Raw genomic sequence first — 16553 nt, forward strand, 5'->3', positions numbered from 1 at the left:
TCTCAGCAGATCCGCGGCAGTTGCTCGCCCGACAGCCAGTCGACGATGCGGCCGCCGCCAAAGCTGGTTGCCATCTGGACGAAGCGATGATCATCGGCGACAGCTTCGCCGATCTGAGCCGCATCGCGCCCGAGCGGATGCGCCTTCATGGCGGCGAGCACCGCATCGGCCTGCTCCGGTGCGACCACCGCGACCAGCTTGCCTTCATTGGCGACATGAAGCGGGTCCAATCCCAGCAGCTCACAGGCAGCGGCCACCGCCGGCTTGACCGGAATGGCATCCTCCTGCAGCCGGAAGCCGAGATTGGATTGCTGCGCGATCTCGTTCATGGTCGCGGCGAGACCGCCGCGGGTCGGGTCGCGCATCAGCCGGAGGCCTTGGCCACCGGCCGCCACCATGGCTGCGACCAGGCCGTGAAGTGACGCCGAATCGGAGACGATCTCGGTCTCGAAGGTGAGGTTCTGCCGCTTCGACATAATGGCGACGCCGTGGTCGCCGAGGCTGCCTGACAGCAGCACCCGATCGCCCGGCCTCGCTTTGTCGGCTGACAGGTCCAGGCCGTTCGGCAGCACGCCGACGCCGGCAGTGGAGATGAAGACGCCATCCGCCTTGCCGCGTTCGACCACCTTGGTATCACCGGTGATGATCGCGATGCCGGCGTCGCGCGCCGCCTCACCCATCGAATCAGCAATGCGCTTGAGGTCGGAGAACCGGAAGCCTTCCTCGATGATGAAGCTGGCCGACAGATAGAGCGGCCTGGCGCCGGCCATCGCGATGTCGTTGACCGTGCCATGCACCGCGAGCGAGCCGATATTGCCGCCCGGGAAGAACAGCGGCGACACGACATAGCCGTCGGTCGTCATCACCATCCGGCCGGCGGCGACATCGAATGTCGACTGGTCATTGCCGCGCGCCAGCCATTCATTGCCGAATGCCTCGTGGAACAGGCCGGCAATCAGCTGCGCCATCGCGCGGCCGCCGGCGCCGTGCGAGAGATCGACGCAGCCGGTCTTCAGATCGAGCCGGCGTTGATGCATGCTCATGATGCGAGCCTCCGCTGATGGTCGCGGAAGCGGCCATAGGTCCAATGCGCCGCGCAGGCGCCTTCCGACGACACCATGCAGGAGCCGACCGGCGTCTCCGGCGTGCACGCCGTACCGAACAGCTTGCAGTCGACCGGCTTTTTCAGGCCGCGCAGGATCGCCGGGCATTCGCAGGCCGGGTTGTCGGCGACGACCCGCTCTGCCATCGCGAAACGCAACTCGGCATCGAGATGCGCGAAGGCCGGACGCAGCTTCAACGCGCTCGCCGGGATGCTGCCGAGACCGCGCCACTCGAACTGGTCGCGCAGTTCGAACAGCGCGGCGACCTCCTTGATTGCGCGCTGGTTGCCGCCACCGGCCACCGCGCGGCGATACTGGTTCTCGACCTCGTGGCGGCCGTCATTGACCTGCTCGATCAGCATCAGGATCGCCTGCATCATGTCGAGCGGCTCGAAGCCCGCGATCACCACCGGTTTGCGGTCGTCGCGCGCGAATGGCGCGTAAGGCTCGGTGCCGATCACGGTCGAGACATGCGCCGGTCCGACAAAGCCGTCGATCTCGATCGGCGTGTCGCTGTCGAGGATCGCGCGCATCGCCGGTGGCGTCAGGACGTGGTTGCAGAACACGCTGAAATTCGTGAGGCTCTTTTTTTCTGCGGCGCGGATCATCACCGCGGTCGGCGGCGTCGTGGTCTCGAAGCCGATGGCGAAGAACACGACCTCGCGGCTGGGGTTCTGCTCGGCGAGCGCGATCGCGTCCAAGGTCGAATAAACCATGCGGATGTCGGCGCCCCGCGCTTTCGCCTTGAGCAGCGAGGACCCGCGCGACCCCGGCACGCGCATGAGATCGCCATAGACGCAGAGGATGATTTCGGGACGCTCGGCCAGCGCAATCGCCATGTCGATGCGCCCCGCCGGCAGCACGCAGACCGGGCAACCCGGACCATGAATCATGCGGACATTGTCCGGCAGCATGTCCTCCAAACCATAGCGCGCGATCGCATGCGTGTGGCCGCCGCAGAACTCCATGAAGCGATAGGCGCGCGATGGATCGGCCTTGGCGCGGATGGCGCGCGCAAGACCCGTTGCCAGCTCCTTGTCGCGAAACTCGTCGGCATATTTCATGGGGAAACCTCCGCCGTCACCGCACCCATCTGCCGGAGCAGGTCGAGCGTTTCGCGCGCCTCCTCGGGATCGATCTTGGCCAGCGCGTGGCCGACATGAAGAATGACGTAATCGCCGACGGCGATCTGCTCGATCAGCGCGACCGAGACCTCCTTGCTGACGCCATCGATCGATACGATCGCCATGTCGTCAGCCAACAGCTTGATCACCTCCGCAGGAATGGCCAGGCACATCAGACGCTCCCTCCAGAGATTCTTTCGTTATGCATGATATTCTGCCCCGCGATCCAGGCCTGGCCCAGGCTGAGGCCGCCATCATTCGGCGGCAGTTGGCGCGGCAGCCGCGCATCGAGGCCGGCAGCGCGACAGCCGCTGATGATCTGCGTCGCCAGATGCGTATTGAGGAAGCAGCCGCCACTCAGCGTGACGATATCGATGCCAGTCGCACGCGCCGCGGTTCCGATCAGATCGACACAGGCCGCGGCCAAGGTGCCGTGAAACAGCGCCGCCGCCTCGGCGAGGCCGAGTTTGCTCTCGATCAGATGCGTAAGCAGGGGACGCAACGAAAGCACGCCATCGCTGATGCTCCAGCCGCGCGCCAGCGTCACCGGCTCACGCACGAGCGCCTCGAGCTTCATCGCGGCTTCGCCTTCGTAGCTCTGGACCATGTTGACGCCGAGCAGTCCCGCGACGGCATCGAAAAGCCGGCCGGCGCTGGTCGTGGCCGGGGCATCGGCGCGCTGCAGCAGCATGGCGAGGTTGCGTGCCTGAGGCTGGGCTGCGAAGCGCGACGCAATCTCCGCATCGCGTCCCATCTCGTACAGCACGGCGGCCGCCATCCGCCACGGCTCGCGTGCGGCCCGGTCGCCCCCCGGCATCTTCAGCGGCGCGAGATGACCAAGGCGCTGGAAGCGAGCCCCCTCACACAATAACAGCTCGCCGCCCCAAGCGCCGCCATCGCTGCCATAGCCGTAGCCATCGAGCACCAGCGCGAGCCCACGTTCCGTCAATCCGTGCTCGGCCATCACCGAGGCGGCATGCGCATGATGATGCTGCACGGCCAGCGTAGGCAGACCGCAGGATTGCGCATAGCGCGTCGAGGCCAGGTCGGGATGCAGATCATGCGCGATCAAGACCGGCGCGACATCGAGAATGGAGGTGAGGTGGCCAATCGTCTCTTCGAAGAAGCGGACCGCTTGCGCCGTGTCGAGATCGCCGAGATGCTGCGACACGAACGCCTCGTCACCGCGCGTGACCGTCACCGTCGCTTTCAGATACGCGCCGACGGCGAGACACGGCGGCACGGCATGCGCGAGCCGGATCGGCTCTGGAACATAGCCGCGTGCGCGCCTGATGAAGCGAGGCGCACCAGCGATGACCGCCGCCACGGAATCGTCCGCCCGGATCACGATGTCGCGGTCATGCGTCACGATCAGATCGGCGATGTCAGCCAATCCGGCGAGGGCCTCGTCATTGCCGGTCAGCAGCGGCTCGCCGCTCAGATTGGCGCTCGTGCAGACCAGCGCCCGCGCCGTCTCGCCATGCTTGGCGTGGAGCTCATGCAAGATCAGATGGTGCAAAGGCGCGACCGGCAGCATGACGCCCACCTTGGCGAGCCCCGGTGCGACCGAGGGCGCGATGCCGCCGCGCGATGTCACCAGCACGATCGGCCGCGCCCTTTGCTCCAGCAGCGCGCTTTCAGCCGGATCGATGTCGGCGATCTCATTGGCCGCAGCCGCTGAAGCCAGCATCACGGCGAACGGCCTGCCGTCGCGCCGCTTGCGCGCGCGCAGGCGGCGAACGGCCTGCTCATCATGCGCGTCGCAGAGCAGCTGATAACCGCCGAGCCCCTTGATGGCGACGATCCGGCCGGCGGCCAACGCTGCCGCGATGTCGTCAACGCCATGGCTCAGACGCGGCCCGCAGCGTGGGCACGAAATCGCTTCGGCATGGAAGCGGCGACCACCCGTATTCTCGTAATCCGCCTGGCAGGCCTCGCACAGTGGAAAGCGCTTCATCGCCGTGGTCGCGCGATCGTAAGGCAGACGCTCCGCAATCGTGAAGCGCGGACCGCAATGGGTACAGTTGACGAAGGAATAGCGATGGAAGCGGCTCTCGGGATCGAACAGTTCGGCGAGGCACTGATCGCAGGTGGCGGCGTCCGGCACGATCCGCGTCGTCACCCGACCGCCGACGCTTTCCGAGATGCAGAAATCGCGGCTGGCCTGGGCCGCCACGGGTTCGACCGCGATGTCATCGATGCGCGCCAATGGCGGGGCCTGCCGCGGCAGCGCCGCGACGAAGCACGCGACCTCCTCGCCTTCGACCTCGATCACGACGCCCTGCGCGTCATTGGCGACGAAACCCCCAAGATGATGGCGCCGGGCCAGACCATGGACATAGGGGCGAAAGCCCACGCCCTGCACGGCCCCTCGGACGCGGAGCCGGAGACGCCTGTGCTGCAACGCCAATGTCGGCCCGGACGTGCTCATCCCTGAACGGTCCCGAGCGTGCCGGCCCGCATCCGGTCTGTCTGCTTCCTGATCCAGGCGTAGAACGCCGAGAAGCCTTCACCGGTCTTGGCCGAGATCGTCAGCACCTCGATCCTGGGATTGACCCGGCGGGCATATTCGATGGTCTGTGCCAGGTCGAAATCGAGCACCGGCGCCAGGTCGATCTTGTTGATCAGCATCAGCGCCGAGGCGGCGAACATGTCCGGGTATTTAAGCGGCTTGTCCTCGCCTTCAGCGGTGGAGAATACGACGATCTTGCAGGCTTCGCCGAGATCGAAGGCGGCCGGGCATACGAGATTTCCCACATTCTCGATGAACAGGAGCCCGCCGCGCAGCGACGGCAAACGGCGGTAGGCTTCGCCGACCATCGCCGCATCGAGATGACAGCCCTTGCCGGTATTGATCTGGATCGCCGGCACGCCGGTGGCGCGAATGCGCTCGGCATCATTCGACGTCTGCTGATCGCCCTCGATCACCGCGACGGGACGGCTCGGCTTCAAATCGGAGACGGCGCGGACCAGCAGTGAGGTCTTGCCAGCGCCTGGACTGGAGACGATGTTGAACGCCAGCACGTCATGCGCGGCGAAGCGCGCGCGGTTCTCCGCCGCGAGGCGGTCGTTCTTGCCGAGAATGTCGCGCTCGATCTGGATGATGCGGCCGCTGGACAGGCCGGCAATCTCCTGACCGGCCGGGTTTGCAGAACAATCGATGCGGTCGGCAGGGCCATGATGATGATGGTGGTCATGATCATGGTCATGCGCGTGATGATGATCGTGGTCATCGTGGACATGACCATGATGATGATGATCGTGATGGTGATGGTGATGATGACCAGCATGATTATGGCCATGATCGTGATGATGATCACCCGCTTCGATCGAGGATTTGCCGTCGCCGCACCCACAGACAGTACACATCACTCGACCTCCAGCTCCTTGACCCGCATGTCCTCGCCGCCCGTCACCTGCAGCTGATGGCTGCCGCAGGCGGGGCAAGGATCGTAACGTTGGCTGATCTCGACGCTCCGCGAGCAGGACAGACACCAGGCCGTGCCGCGCTGCTCGATGATCTCCAGCGCAGCGCCGCGCGCGATGGTATTGGCCGTCACCGCCTCGAAGCAGAACCGGAGCGCATCGGGAGCGACATGGCTGAGCGTACCGATCTCGAGCCAGACGGTCTTGACCCTGGAAAACGCGCCCTTGCGGGCTTCCTGCTCGACGATATCGACGATGCCCTCGCACAGCGCCATTTCATGCATCGGCCATCTCCCGGACCGCGAGACGGTAGCCGACGCAGGGATCGAAGGAACTGATCATCGCCTCGATCGCGGCACGATCGGCGGAGCCGCAAAGCCGAGCCCCTGTCAGGCTGCCGGCAACCGGGCCGCGGCGATGAAAATTCCATTCGGTCGGCGCGAGAAATTCGAACCGGCGGACACGGCCTTCCGTATCCAGCTCGACCGCGTGATGCAGCCGGCCGCGCGCGCATTCGACGGCGGCCGCACCGCGCCGTGGGCCGAGCGCGTAGGTTGCGACGACGTCCTGGTCGACCGCTTCGTCCTCGGCCTCGCCGGTCTCGATCCAGCACAGCAGTTCGGCGAGTTCGGTCAGCTTTGCCATGAGACGCTCGACGGACCCCGCGGATGAATGCCGATGACGCGATGCTTGCCGCGCCCAGACCCCGGTCTCCGGAACGCACCCGGCAAGTTCGGGCGCTTCGGCGAAGGCGTCCTGCGGATCGATCAATCGAGCGACGATGGTGTCATCGTCGGCGGCCGACAGGACACCGTGCTCGGCCGGCATCTGCTTCCATCCTCCGTCGGCTTCGGCTCTGCGGGCCGCATCCATGATCGACGCAAGCGGAGTTCCCCGCACCACGGGCTCCGCAACCGATCCTAAACCCAGGGCGGCCAGGGCCAACTTGATCTGCGACAAGGTTGCGCTGCGAGATTGCCGCGCGCTCCCGGCCCCCGCGGAGGCCTGCAGCGAGGCCACCGCCTGCAGCAGAAGCTGCAGCTGCGCCAGGGCGCTGCGATCGCCGGCGAGACGGCTGACCAGAACGCCGCGCAGCAATTCGGCGAACCACTCCACGATCACGGCGGTGATGCGCCGATACCGCGTCAGCGGCGGCACCTGATGGCCGCGTGCCGCTTCGAGCGCAGACAAGAGGGCGACCTGATGCGCCGTGGCGCATAATGAGAACAGCCGCGGCAACGCCGCCAGCAGCGTCTCGGCCGGCTTGCCGGCAAACAGCCGTCCGAGCGGCGGCCGCGAGCGCGGTTCGATCGTGACACCGACGATCATCTCAGCTGCGACCAACAGCGTGACATCGATGTGGTTGCGAAAAGCCAGGGTCATGCGCGGCGCTCCGACAAGGTGCCGCGCAGGAAGGAGCGGCGGTCGATCGCGCTCGCGGCGGCAGATCTCGGCAATTCCTCCGCGTCGGGCGCCGTCAGCAGCGTCGCCAGCGCGGCCTCGGCCGCGGCGCGCGCCGCCGCCATGTCCTCGAACTGGAACATCGGCGAGAACAGCGAGCAACTGGCGATGCGTCCAAAGCCTTCGACATCGCCGATGGTAAACTCGAACATCCCAGCCGGAAGCGCCATCGCGACGGAGGCTCCAGGCGCGCCATGCCGGGCCGGCGTGACCACGTTCATGAACCACGGCGTGATGACGATGCCGATCGTCACTCCTGCGAAACTGTCGAAGCCGACGGCCTCGACGGTCAGCGCATCATGATAGATCGGCAGCTCGCGCATCGCGCGTACGCCGATCTCGCGATAGATGCTGGCGAGATGCTCGCCCCACGCGGCCGGTGCGGGCTCAATCCTGCCCTGCCCTGCCAGGACGGCGCTCATGACTCGACCACCATGAACTTGGCCTTCGGCGCGTCGCAGTTCGGGCAGCGCCAGTCGTCCGGCAACACCGCGAACGGCGTGCCCGGCGGAATCTGCGCAACCCCATCTCCCTCCGCCGGATCGTAGCGGGTCCAGCAGATGCCGCATTCCAGCAGCACATCATCGGCGAGATCGCTGCGGACGCCGAAATTCTCGAAGCCGCTCATGTGAAATAGGCCTCGATGATCTGCTGCAGGCGTTCGGCGGAATCCTCGAAATCCTCACTGGCTGCGAGCGCGACCACCGGCACGCCGCCGACTTCCAGCGTATCGAGAATGATCGTGTCCATGGCGTTGAAGAACTGCACCGACCAGACATTGCGGACCCCCGTCGCGAGCACCCGGCAAGTGCCGTAGCCGCGCGAGACCAGCTGGATCGGCCCGTTGCCGAGCGTCTGCTGCAGAAAGACCATGTCGGCGGGACTCATCGGCAGCAGCGTGAAGTTGATAGTTTGCGATCGCTGGCCGGGCTGCCAGGCGCGCGCGCGCTCGCGGATCTCGGCCAGCACCGGCAGCGCGTTCATCGTGCCCTCGGGCGCGTGCCCGATGACGATGTCGTCGGCCGTCAGATCGACGGCCGCGCGCGCAACGATCTCGGGAACCGAGCCGATCTCGATGTAGTCGTGACTCTCATGCGCCTCCAGCCGCACCCGCCAGATGCCCGCCAGCACCGACTCCTGGATCTGCGCGAGCCGCCCGCCGGGCAACGCGACGACGCCGGCGACCTCACCTTCGCCCAGCACATCGTCGATCAGGCGGCGCTCAAGGTCATTGAACCCGTCGAGCCGGAACAGCTGCGTCGGCGCGTCAGCGGTCTGTGCGGCGATCGCCGACGCCATGGTCGACAGCAATTCGACGGCGCGCGGACAGCTGCGCGCCAGCGCCTCCGAATCCATGGTGGCGAGCTTGGCCAGCGCACCCGAGGCGGTCAGGCCCTTGTACTGTGCATCAAGCGCTTCCTCACCGATCGGAAACACGCTGACGGGCTGCTCCGCGCCCTCCGGCGCAATCCAGAATCCGGGCTTCATCGGCCAGCTCCCGAGGTCTGGTGCGCTGGCACGATGCTGGCAACCACGGTCGCAGCCGCGCCGACGGGCCGATCAATCAGGCGCGATATGCGATCGACATAAACCGACCAGTCCTGGATCTTGGCGATCAGGCCGATTGGTTCGGCGCCACGGCACAAGATCAGGCTGGGCTGCACGCGCACGCCGAAGCGCGCGCCGAGCTCGGCCTCGGCCTCGCGCGCGATCACTGCGCCCCGCAGCCGGCCCTGAAATGCGGTGATCAGCTCCGGCAGCACGATGGCGACATCGAGCGCCTCCGGAAAGCGCGCGGGATCGCCCGCAGACAGCAGCACCGCCACGGCACCGGCGCTGTCCACGTCAGCGAGAAACGCATCGACTGTGCCGGCGTCGACCTCCGGCAAGCCGCCCTGCCTCCGCGCCGCTGCGCGCTGCTGAACATCCATCGACGTCTCTCCCCTGACCAGTTGTCGTTCCGACTGACGCTTGATGGTTAGCAATCGATGTGCCAGCTCAAGAAAGCGGCGACCACATACAATGCATTGAAATTGCTAGATTATTTCTCTTTCTCGATATCGCAGCGCAACAAAAGGGAAGTAGCTTTCCAGACCGGTCTGAAAACTTACATTCCAATTGGAAATCAGATTGTCAGATTTCGAACAGCTGCCACAGGCGTCCGCGACGATGCATCAGCGCAGATGGTCGGGCAGTTGCGGCTCGCGGCCGACCAGATCGGCAAAGAAGTCGTCGCAATTCTCGCCGTTCATCGCGGCATGCAGTCCGCGCAGCGCGTCGGCGATGAGCCGCGCCTCCTCGTCATCGAGCAGACGGACGGCGTTGTCGAGGTAGACGAGGACCTTGGCGCCGACCGGCGGATCCGACAGCAGCAGCACCGAGACGCGGCGCTCCTCACCGTCGAAGCTGCACAACGCCGTGACACCATCGGTCTCTACGATCGTCATCGGCAGGCCCAGGCACATGGCAGATTCCTTCACAGGCGCACGGCAATCACTCTGCCGGACGGGCGCGCATCTCATAGCTCTGGTGATCGATGTCATTGGCGAGCAACCGCGCATCGGCCGCGATCGGCTCGCTTCGCAGCACGGCGGCCGCCCCCCATTCTGCCAGCAGCGCGCAGGCCAGCTCGATCGCGGGCCCGATCTGCGCGCGCACCGGTGCCGTCAATGGGCCGCCCCAATCCTCGAGATCGAGCGGCTGGCAGCCGAGCAAGGCGAGCCGGCGCGGATAGCGGCCGAGCAGATCAGCTGCGCTCAGGACCTCCTGGAAGCCGGTCTGGTGCAGGCTCATCTTCTTGGCGCCGGTGAAGCGCGGTACCTCGTCGTCGCGGACGAGCTTGAGCTCGCCCGGCACAAGTCCATAGTCGATCGCGTCGAACACGATCAGGCCGTCCGCCTCCTCGACATAGTTGACCAGATAGAGCCCCTGGGTGCCGCCATCGAGGATCGTGACATTGTCGGGGACGGCGTAGCGGCGGTGGAATTCCTCCACCACCCGCACGCCGAAGCCTTCATCCGCCCACAGGATGTTGCCGATGCCGAGCACCAGGATGCGATCGAGCTTCGCGTGGTCCGTCATCTCGGTACTGCTCCTCACTCGCGGAACTGCCGCTCGCCCGAGATCATCGAGGAGATGATGCTCTGACGGGACATGATGTCCTCGCGGATCGCAGCGTAGACATGCACCGTCACGAACATCACCAGCGCCCACATGCCGAGGTGATGATAGGTGTGCACGTCCTGGCTGTTCGGCCAGATCGCAAACACCCAGCCGAACAGTTTGTGCTGCCAGCTGTCGATGCCGGTGCCTTCCGAATACAGCGCGAAGCCGGTGACGATCATGAAGGCGACGAACAGCGTGAAGCCGGTGAACATCGCCGTCTGCGCCAGCGGATTGTGACCGACATACATCTTCGGCTCGCGCTCCAGGAACGCGTACCAGCGGATCTCGTGCAGCACCTCCTTCCAGAACTGCTTGCGATGCACCGGAATGTAGAAGATCTGTCGGGAATGGTGGTTGCCGACAAAGGCCCAGAGGATGCGGGCGAGGAAGAACACCGCCAGCACCTGCCCGGCCGCGAAATGCGCAAACCGGATATAGCCCATCACGAAGCTTGCCGACGCCTCGCCCTCGACACTCGGCAGCGGCGTCCCGATCAGATAGCCGGTGACCATCAGCACGAGGATCGCGAACGCGTTGACCCAATGGCAGATGCGCACCGGCGCTTCATAGACATAGACCGTGGGCCGGCCGACCGCATGCTCGCCGGCTGCGTCGGCCGCGATCGCGGCGAGGTTGGGCTCGGCCTCGGCGGGACGAGCAACTACATCCATCATGGCGCGTCTCCCGCTACCTGACCTTGACCGTCGCCATTTCCTGGCCGTCCGGGCTCATCACGTGGGTGGAGCACGCGAGGCACGGATCGAACGAATGGATCGTCCGCAGGATCTCCAGCGGCTTCTCCGGATCCGCCATCGGCGTATCCATCAGCGACGCCTCGAAGGCGCCGATATTGCCCTTGGGATCCCTCGGCGAGCCGTTCCAGGTGGTCGGCACGACGCACTGGTAGTTGTCGATCTTGGTCTCCTTGATCTTGATCCAGTGCGCCAGCGCGCCGCGCGGCGCCTCGGTGAAGCCATAGCCCTTGGCTTCCTTCGGCCAGCTCTCCGGCTTCCACTTCTCGATATTCGCGGTCGAGGAATCGCCGGTCTTGATGCGCGCCACCAGCTTATCCTGGAAGTAGCGCATCTGGGTCGCGGCCCAGTCGCATTCGAGCGCACGCGCGGCGGTGCGGCCGAGGGTCGAGAACAGCGCCGTTACAGGCAGGTTCAGCGCCTTCAGGAGCTTGTCGGTCGGCTCCTTGAACTCCGGCCTGTTCTGCGCATAGCCGATGATGTAGCGCGCCAGGGGGCCGACTTCGACCGCATTGCCGCGCCAGCGCGGCGCCTTGATCCAAGAGTACTTGCCGCCCTCGTCGAGCTCCTTGATGTCGGTCTTGGTGCCCTTGGCGTTGGGGCCGAGCTGATAGTTCGGCTCGGTGACGCCTTCCCAGGGATGCAGCCCCTTGCTCTCGTCGGGATATTTGTACCAGGAGTGGGTGACGAACTCCTGGATCTGCTCGGGGTCGCCGTGATCGATCGGCAGGATCTCATTGAGATTGCCGTTGAGGATCACCCCGCGCGGCAGCTTGAGATTCTTCGCCGAATAGTCGTTGGCGTTCTCCGGAATGTCGCCATAGGACATCACGCTCTTGCCCGAGAGGCCACCGCCATAGAGCCAGTCCTTGTAGAACGAACCAATGGCGACGACGTCGGGCAGATAGACCTTCTGCACGAACTCGATCGAGCGGTCGATGATCGACGAAACGAGATTCAGCCGCTCCATGTTGATGGCGCCGACCGCACCGGTACCGTCGACATTGATGGCGCAGGGCACGCCGCCGACCAGCCAGTTCGGATGCGGGTTCTTGCCGCCATAGATGGTGTGGATCTTGACGATCTCCTTCTGGAAGTCGAGCGCCTCCAGATAATGCGCGACCGCCATCAGGTTCGCTTCCGGCGGCAGCTTGTAGGCGGCGTGGCCCCAATAGGCGTTCTTGAACGGACCGAGCTGGCCGGACTCGACGAACTTGGTCAGCCGGATCTGCAGGTCCTTGAAATAGCCCGGCGAGGACAGCGGCCAGTCCGAGATCGACTGTGCCAGCGCCGAGGTCGCCTTCGGATCGGCCTTCAGCGCCGAGACGACGTCGACCCAGTCCAGCGCATGCAGGTGATAGAAGTGCACGAGGTGGTCGTGCACCTGCAGGCAGAGCTGCATGATGTTGCGGATCGAGTTGGCGTTGTCGGGGATCATGATCCCCAGCGCATTCTCGACCGCGCGCACCGAGGTCAGCGCGTGGGTGCCGGTGCAGACGCCGCAGATCCGCTCGGTGAAGGCCCAGGCGTCGCGGGGATCGCGGCCGCGCAGGATGGTCTCGATGCCGCGCCACATCGTGCCGGTCGACACCGCGTTGCGGATGACATTGTTGGAGTCGACATTCACCTCGACGCGGAGATGTCCCTCGATGCGCGTGAGCGGATCGACCACGACGCGCTTGCCGGAATTGTCGAGATTGAAGCCGTTGGGAGTCTGGATGCCCATCGTTGCCTGCCCTGACTGGGTTTAATGGTCTTGCTTGGCGTCGTCGCGCTTGGTCGCGAGTCGTTTCACGGCCGTCACCGCGGCATGCGCCGCGACCGCAGCTCCGACCGTGCCCGCCGCGACCATGCCGATCTGGTCGGCATTGCGCTCGATGCCGAACTGCTTGATGGTGGTGAGCCGGTCGTAGAACGAGCCCTTGTCCCAGAAGCCGTCCTCGGAACAACCGATGCAGCCGTGCCCCGATTGGATCGGGAACGACACGCCGCCGTTCCAGCGCACCGTCGAGCAGGCGTTGTAGGTCGTCGGGCCCTTGCAGCCCATCTTGTACAGGCAGTAGCCCTTGCGCGCAGCCTCGTCGTCCCACTCCTCGACGAACTGGCCGGCATCGAAATGCGGCCGGCGATAGCATTTGTCGTGGATGCGCTGCGAGTAGAACATTTTCGGCCGGCCCTGGCGGTCGAGCTCGGGCAATTTGCCGAAGGTGGTGATGAAGGTGACCACGCCGGTCATGACCTCGGCGATCGGCGGGCAGCCCGGCACCTTGATGATCGGCTTGTTGGTGATGACCTTGTCGATCGGAGTCGCCTGCGTCGGATTGGGCTTGGCGGCCTGCACGCAGCCCCAGGACGCACAGGCGCCCCAGGCGATGATGGCCATCGCATCCTCGGCCATCAGCTTCAGCTTCTCGACGAACGGCTTGCCGCCATCGATGCAGAACATCCCACCCTCATTGAGCGGCGGATTGCCCTCGACGGCCAGAATGTATTGTCCCTTGTACTTGGCGCGGGTCTCTTCGAGGATCTCCTCGGCCTGCTGTCCGGCCGCCGCCATGATCGTGTCGTCATAATCGAGCGAGATCATCGACAGCACGGCGTCCTTCACCAGAGGATGCGCCGAGCGGATGAAGCTTTCGGAGCAGCAGGTGCATTCCAGCCCGTGCATCCAGATCACCGGCGTGCGCGGCTTGGTCTCCAGCGCATTGGCGATACGCGTCGCGGCCAGCGGGCCGAGCCCGAGGCTCGTCGCGGTGAGACTGCAGAATTTATGGAAGCTGCGCCGCGTGATGCCTTGGCGCCGGATGACGCTGTAAAAGGTTTCGGTCGTCGCGCCCATGAGTCCTCCCCCTGCTATCGCGTTGGCGATCATCCGATCGCGATCTGGCAGAGAGGGACAGCAAGATGCGGGCCAGCATCATTGCTGGATTTGAATCATAATGATTCCAGATACTTGGATTTAGAGAGTCGACGCCGCAGACGGTTCAGAGCGTGATGGCGGGTGACAATCGGAAATCACGCACTTTGCACCCGACAAGCTTGTTTCCGCCGAGGCGCGACGCACTCAATGCGCCGTGCAGACCATGCAGGGATCGAACGACCGGACCACGTGCTGGATGCTGACGGCGCGCGCGCCGGCGTCACCGACCTCGGTTCCGACCAGCGCCTGTTCAAGCGGCCCGGCAACGCCATCGGAATCGCGCGGCGAGAAGTTCCAGCTCGTCGGCGCGATGATCTGATAGCGCTCGATGCGACCGCCGCCGACCGCGAGCCAATGACCAAGGCTGCCCCGCGCCGCCTCGACAAGCCCGACGAAGCGGCCGTCCGTCGTTTCACCGCTGGTCTCGCAGAACGGCTCGTTGAGCCGCAGCGCCTTGATCCAGCCTTCGATCGAGAGCGCGAGTCGCGCCGTCTCGATCAGCCGCGCGATCACGCGGTTGCGGACGTTGCTGCCATCGGATGCAAGCAGCGCGGTGATCAGCGGCTGACCATCGACCGCCTGTCGCGCAAGTGCGCCGACCTCGACCGGCTCGCCGGCGAGCCGCGGCGCCTTGCTCCAGCTATAGGCGTCAGCCTTGTCGGCGTCCGGCACGGAGCGGCTCGCCGCCGGATCGCGCGACGTCTCACGCATCCAGGCATGCGAGACATCTTCCGTGATCAGGTCCGACGGCAAGGCTGAGATCGTTCCATCGCTGGCGTGCAGCCCGGCGCGGAAGCGCGCGCCATCGGCATCGTGATACGCGCCGAAGCTCATCAACAGCCCCGGTCCCTTGCCAAGATCCGCGAGCGCCAGCGCATCGGCCAGCCGCAGGAAGTGCGCGAAATCGCCCGCGCGTCCGTCGCGCCAGCGATCGAGTTCAGCCGGCGTCGACAAGGCCAGCACATTCTCGAGCGTATCGGCAAACACCACACGTTCGAGAAAGCCGCGAAACGAGCCGGCAACCGCATTCAGCCGGATACGCTCACCAAGCTCGATCGCGCGCGTGGTGCCCCCCGGCTGGAACGCCAGGCTGTGCGGCCATTTGCCGGCGATCAAGCCCATGATGTCCAGAAGTCGCGCGCGCGCGGGCAAGGCTTCGCGCGCCGCCGATCCCCTGGTCGCGGTGAAGCGCTCCGCCGCCGCGCCGTGCCAGGCGTGCGCGGCATAGGCCTCGCGCGCGAAGTCCGGCATGAAGAAGATATAGAAGTGCGTCAGATGGTCGGCGGCGTTCTCGGCCGCATGGGCGATGTTGGTCGCGAGCACGCCGTTGCGCGCCGGCACGACGCCCATGGCCTGACGCAGCGCGCTGGCCGCCGCGATCGACTGCGACACCGAGCAGATGCCGCAGATGCGCGGCGCGATCACCAGCGCATCGAGCGGCGGTCGCCCCTCCAGGATCTGCTCAAAGCCGCGATAGAGCGGCGCGGTGACTTCGGCGCGCGCGACACGGCCGCTCTCGATATCCAGGCGAACCTCGAGATCGCCCTCGACGCGGTTGAACGGGCCGACCGTGATCCGGGTCATGAACTGCGCTTGTCGCCCGAGCGGCTCGGCGGCACCACGACGTGATCAGCCGTGGCATTGACGCGCACGCGGCGCGGAGTCGCCGATTTCGACAGGGCCGCGAGTGCGACGAACCAGGCCTTGGGCATGTCGGTCGGAAGTCCGACGGGAATGCCGGCGAGCTTCGCCGTCTGCAGATAGTTCTGCGCGCTTTCGAAGCCCGGCGACGTGCAGGCGATGCAGGCATAGCCGCCCTTGGTGCAGGAGCCGCCACCGTTCCAGGAGCGCTGATTGCAGTCGCCAACCGCCTGCGTCGCGCGGCAGCCGAGATGCTCCATCAAACAGCCGCGCTCCGACATCGCCTCGGCGCTCGCCTTGAACTCGTAGAACTCGTTGCGCGAGCAGCCATGATGAGCGAGGTGGTTGGCGATGAAGGTGGGACGCCCGACGGCGTCGAGGCCGTCGGCGGTGAGATCGCCAGCCGTGAGCGCAAGCAGGCTTTCCATGATCCAGCCGGGGTGTGGCGCGCAGCCGGCGACATTGATCACCGGCAAGCCGCGCCTCGAGCGGAAACCTGCCCCCAGCGCGCCGCCGACGTCGCTCCCCTCGAACTGCAATCCGACCGCATCGGTCGGGTTGATGCCGGCCGCGGGAATGCCGCCATAGGCCGCGCAGCTGCCGACCGCGACGACATAGTCGGCCAGCGGCGCGAGATCGAGCAGCCAATGATAGATCGAGCGGCTGGTGCCCGCCAGCATGTTGAAGCGGCCGCTCAGGTTGGGGCCGCGGGCGACCGAGCCTTCGAGCACCAGCAGATCGAGCCGCTCGCGCCCGCCGCGGATGGCCTCGAGCAATTCCACGGCTTCCTCGCCGGTCTCCTCGCTGACGGAGGGATGCCACACCAGATCGATGCCGGACTGGCGCAGTTCGTCGAACCAGCCGGAGGCGCCGCTTTCCAGGATGGACATGGTGCAGCCGCCGCAGCTCGCGCCCTGCAGCCACAACATCCTGGTCATTCCCTCCGCGCCGACCATCGTGG

The 16553-nt window shown here is 65.7% G+C and carries 18 protein-coding genes; all 18 read right to left on the reverse strand.

All coding sequences use genetic code 11. The annotated features are described in order from the left end of the window. Positions 1-2 precede the first annotated feature (2 nt). The 18 genes from hypE to ACVIJ6_RS02550 all read right to left on the reverse strand — a co-directional run bounded on the left by hypE (position 3) and on the right by ACVIJ6_RS02550 (position 16548). A complete protein-coding gene (gene hypE, locus ACVIJ6_RS02465) occupies positions 3-1043 on the reverse strand; it encodes a hydrogenase expression/formation protein HypE (RefSeq protein WP_456771334.1) in 1041 nt (346 codons plus the stop codon). Continuing rightward, positions 1040-2167, reverse strand: a complete 1128-nt coding sequence (gene hypD / locus ACVIJ6_RS02470; RefSeq protein ID WP_456771335.1) for a hydrogenase formation protein HypD — start codon at positions 2165-2167, stop codon at positions 1040-1042. Before hypD ends, hypE begins: the two co-directional genes overlap by 4 nt. Further along, positions 2164-2400, reverse strand: a complete 237-nt coding sequence (locus ACVIJ6_RS02475; RefSeq protein WP_456771336.1) for a HypC/HybG/HupF family hydrogenase formation chaperone — start codon at positions 2398-2400, stop codon at positions 2164-2166. The genes hypD and ACVIJ6_RS02475 overlap by 4 nt, the downstream gene beginning before the upstream one ends. After that, positions 2400-4658 (reverse strand): carbamoyltransferase HypF, encoded by a 2259-nt coding sequence (hypF, locus tag ACVIJ6_RS02480; RefSeq protein WP_456771337.1) that lies wholly within the window; start codon positions 4656-4658, stop codon positions 2400-2402. The genes ACVIJ6_RS02475 and hypF overlap by 1 nt, the downstream gene beginning before the upstream one ends. Beyond that, positions 4655-5596: a hydrogenase nickel incorporation protein HypB gene (gene hypB, locus ACVIJ6_RS02485; RefSeq protein ID WP_456771338.1), complete on the reverse strand. Its 942-nt coding sequence runs from the start codon at positions 5594-5596 to the stop codon at positions 4655-4657. Before hypB ends, hypF begins: the two co-directional genes overlap by 4 nt. Continuing rightward, positions 5596-5937: a hydrogenase maturation nickel metallochaperone HypA gene (gene hypA / locus ACVIJ6_RS02490; RefSeq protein WP_041750511.1), complete on the reverse strand. Its 342-nt coding sequence runs from the start codon at positions 5935-5937 to the stop codon at positions 5596-5598. The genes hypB and hypA overlap by 1 nt, the downstream gene beginning before the upstream one ends. After that, positions 5930-7036: a nickel-dependent hydrogenase large subunit gene (locus ACVIJ6_RS02495; RefSeq protein WP_456771339.1), complete on the reverse strand. Its 1107-nt coding sequence runs from the start codon at positions 7034-7036 to the stop codon at positions 5930-5932. Before ACVIJ6_RS02495 ends, hypA begins: the two co-directional genes overlap by 8 nt. Further along, entirely contained in the window at positions 7033-7536 is a 504-nt protein-coding gene (gene hybE / locus ACVIJ6_RS02500; RefSeq protein WP_456771340.1) for a [NiFe]-hydrogenase assembly chaperone HybE, read from the reverse strand. The genes ACVIJ6_RS02495 and hybE overlap by 4 nt, the downstream gene beginning before the upstream one ends. After that, positions 7533-7742 (reverse strand): rubredoxin, encoded by a 210-nt coding sequence (locus tag ACVIJ6_RS02505; protein WP_456771341.1) that lies wholly within the window; start codon positions 7740-7742, stop codon positions 7533-7535. Before ACVIJ6_RS02505 ends, hybE begins: the two co-directional genes overlap by 4 nt. Then, positions 7739-8602 carry a hydrogenase expression/formation C-terminal domain-containing protein gene (locus tag ACVIJ6_RS02510; protein WP_456771342.1) on the reverse strand — a complete coding sequence of 288 codons (864 nt, stop codon included), beginning with the start codon at positions 8600-8602 and terminating at the stop codon, positions 7739-7741. The genes ACVIJ6_RS02505 and ACVIJ6_RS02510 overlap by 4 nt, the downstream gene beginning before the upstream one ends. Continuing rightward, positions 8599-9045: a hydrogenase accessory protein gene (locus ACVIJ6_RS02515; protein WP_456771343.1), complete on the reverse strand. Its 447-nt coding sequence runs from the start codon at positions 9043-9045 to the stop codon at positions 8599-8601. Before ACVIJ6_RS02515 ends, ACVIJ6_RS02510 begins: the two co-directional genes overlap by 4 nt. A 243-nt stretch (positions 9046-9288) precedes the next feature. Next, the gene (locus ACVIJ6_RS02520; protein WP_456771344.1) at positions 9289-9579 is read right to left on the reverse strand and encodes a HypC/HybG/HupF family hydrogenase formation chaperone; all 291 of its coding nucleotides are present in this window, start codon (positions 9577-9579) and stop codon (positions 9289-9291) included. 28 nt (positions 9580-9607) lie between these two features. Beyond that, positions 9608-10195: a HyaD/HybD family hydrogenase maturation endopeptidase gene (locus ACVIJ6_RS02525; RefSeq protein ID WP_456771345.1), complete on the reverse strand. Its 588-nt coding sequence runs from the start codon at positions 10193-10195 to the stop codon at positions 9608-9610. Positions 10196-10209: 14 nt separating this feature from the next. Continuing rightward, positions 10210-10953: a Ni/Fe-hydrogenase, b-type cytochrome subunit gene (gene cybH, locus ACVIJ6_RS02530; protein ID WP_456771346.1), complete on the reverse strand. Its 744-nt coding sequence runs from the start codon at positions 10951-10953 to the stop codon at positions 10210-10212. Positions 10954-10966: 13 nt separating this feature from the next. After that, a complete protein-coding gene (locus ACVIJ6_RS02535; protein WP_456771347.1) occupies positions 10967-12757 on the reverse strand; it encodes a nickel-dependent hydrogenase large subunit in 1791 nt (596 codons plus the stop codon). Positions 12758-12778: 21 nt separating this feature from the next. Continuing rightward, positions 12779-13870 (reverse strand): hydrogenase small subunit, encoded by a 1092-nt coding sequence (locus ACVIJ6_RS02540; RefSeq protein WP_456771348.1) that lies wholly within the window; start codon positions 13868-13870, stop codon positions 12779-12781. Between the two features lie 225 nt (positions 13871-14095). Continuing rightward, entirely contained in the window at positions 14096-15535 is a 1440-nt protein-coding gene (locus tag ACVIJ6_RS02545; protein WP_456771349.1) for a nickel-dependent hydrogenase large subunit, read from the reverse strand. Further along, positions 15532-16548 carry an NADH-quinone oxidoreductase subunit B family protein gene (locus tag ACVIJ6_RS02550; protein ID WP_456771350.1) on the reverse strand — a complete coding sequence of 339 codons (1017 nt, stop codon included), beginning with the start codon at positions 16546-16548 and terminating at the stop codon, positions 15532-15534. The genes ACVIJ6_RS02545 and ACVIJ6_RS02550 overlap by 4 nt, the downstream gene beginning before the upstream one ends. Between the last annotated feature and the right edge of the window lie 5 nt (positions 16549-16553).

This window comes from Bradyrhizobium sp. USDA 4369 (assembly GCF_054056435.1).

Coding starts and splice junctions, on each gene's coding strand:
- hypE (WP_456771334.1), bottom strand. CDS start 1,043: ATGAGCATGCATCAACGCCGGCTCGATCTGAAGACCGGCTGCGTCGAT.
- hypD (WP_456771335.1), bottom strand. CDS start 2,167: ATGAAATATGCCGACGAGTTTCGCGACAAGGAGCTGGCAACGGGTCTT.
- ACVIJ6_RS02475 (WP_456771336.1), bottom strand. CDS start 2,400: ATGTGCCTGGCCATTCCTGCGGAGGTGATCAAGCTGTTGGCTGACGAC.
- hypF (WP_456771337.1), bottom strand. CDS start 4,658: ATGAGCACGTCCGGGCCGACATTGGCGTTGCAGCACAGGCGTCTCCGG.
- hypB (WP_456771338.1), bottom strand. CDS start 5,596: ATGTGTACTGTCTGTGGGTGCGGCGACGGCAAATCCTCGATCGAAGCG.
- hypA (WP_041750511.1), bottom strand. CDS start 5,937: ATGCATGAAATGGCGCTGTGCGAGGGCATCGTCGATATCGTCGAGCAG.
- ACVIJ6_RS02495 (WP_456771339.1), bottom strand. CDS start 7,036: ATGACCCTGGCTTTTCGCAACCACATCGATGTCACGCTGTTGGTCGCA.
- hybE (WP_456771340.1), bottom strand. CDS start 7,536: ATGAGCGCCGTCCTGGCAGGGCAGGGCAGGATTGAGCCCGCACCGGCC.
- ACVIJ6_RS02505 (WP_456771341.1), bottom strand. CDS start 7,742: ATGAGCGGCTTCGAGAATTTCGGCGTCCGCAGCGATCTCGCCGATGAT.
- ACVIJ6_RS02510 (WP_456771342.1), bottom strand. CDS start 8,602: ATGAAGCCCGGATTCTGGATTGCGCCGGAGGGCGCGGAGCAGCCCGTC.
- ACVIJ6_RS02515 (WP_456771343.1), bottom strand. CDS start 9,045: ATGGATGTTCAGCAGCGCGCAGCGGCGCGGAGGCAGGGCGGCTTGCCG.
- ACVIJ6_RS02520 (WP_456771344.1), bottom strand. CDS start 9,579: ATGTGCCTGGGCCTGCCGATGACGATCGTAGAGACCGATGGTGTCACG.
- ACVIJ6_RS02525 (WP_456771345.1), bottom strand. CDS start 10,195: ATGACGGACCACGCGAAGCTCGATCGCATCCTGGTGCTCGGCATCGGC.
- cybH (WP_456771346.1), bottom strand. CDS start 10,953: ATGATGGATGTAGTTGCTCGTCCCGCCGAGGCCGAGCCCAACCTCGCC.
- ACVIJ6_RS02535 (WP_456771347.1), bottom strand. CDS start 12,757: ATGGGCATCCAGACTCCCAACGGCTTCAATCTCGACAATTCCGGCAAG.
- ACVIJ6_RS02540 (WP_456771348.1), bottom strand. CDS start 13,870: ATGGGCGCGACGACCGAAACCTTTTACAGCGTCATCCGGCGCCAAGGC.
- ACVIJ6_RS02545 (WP_456771349.1), bottom strand. CDS start 15,535: ATGACCCGGATCACGGTCGGCCCGTTCAACCGCGTCGAGGGCGATCTC.
- ACVIJ6_RS02550 (WP_456771350.1), bottom strand. CDS start 16,548: ATGGTCGGCGCGGAGGGAATGACCAGGATGTTGTGGCTGCAGGGCGCG.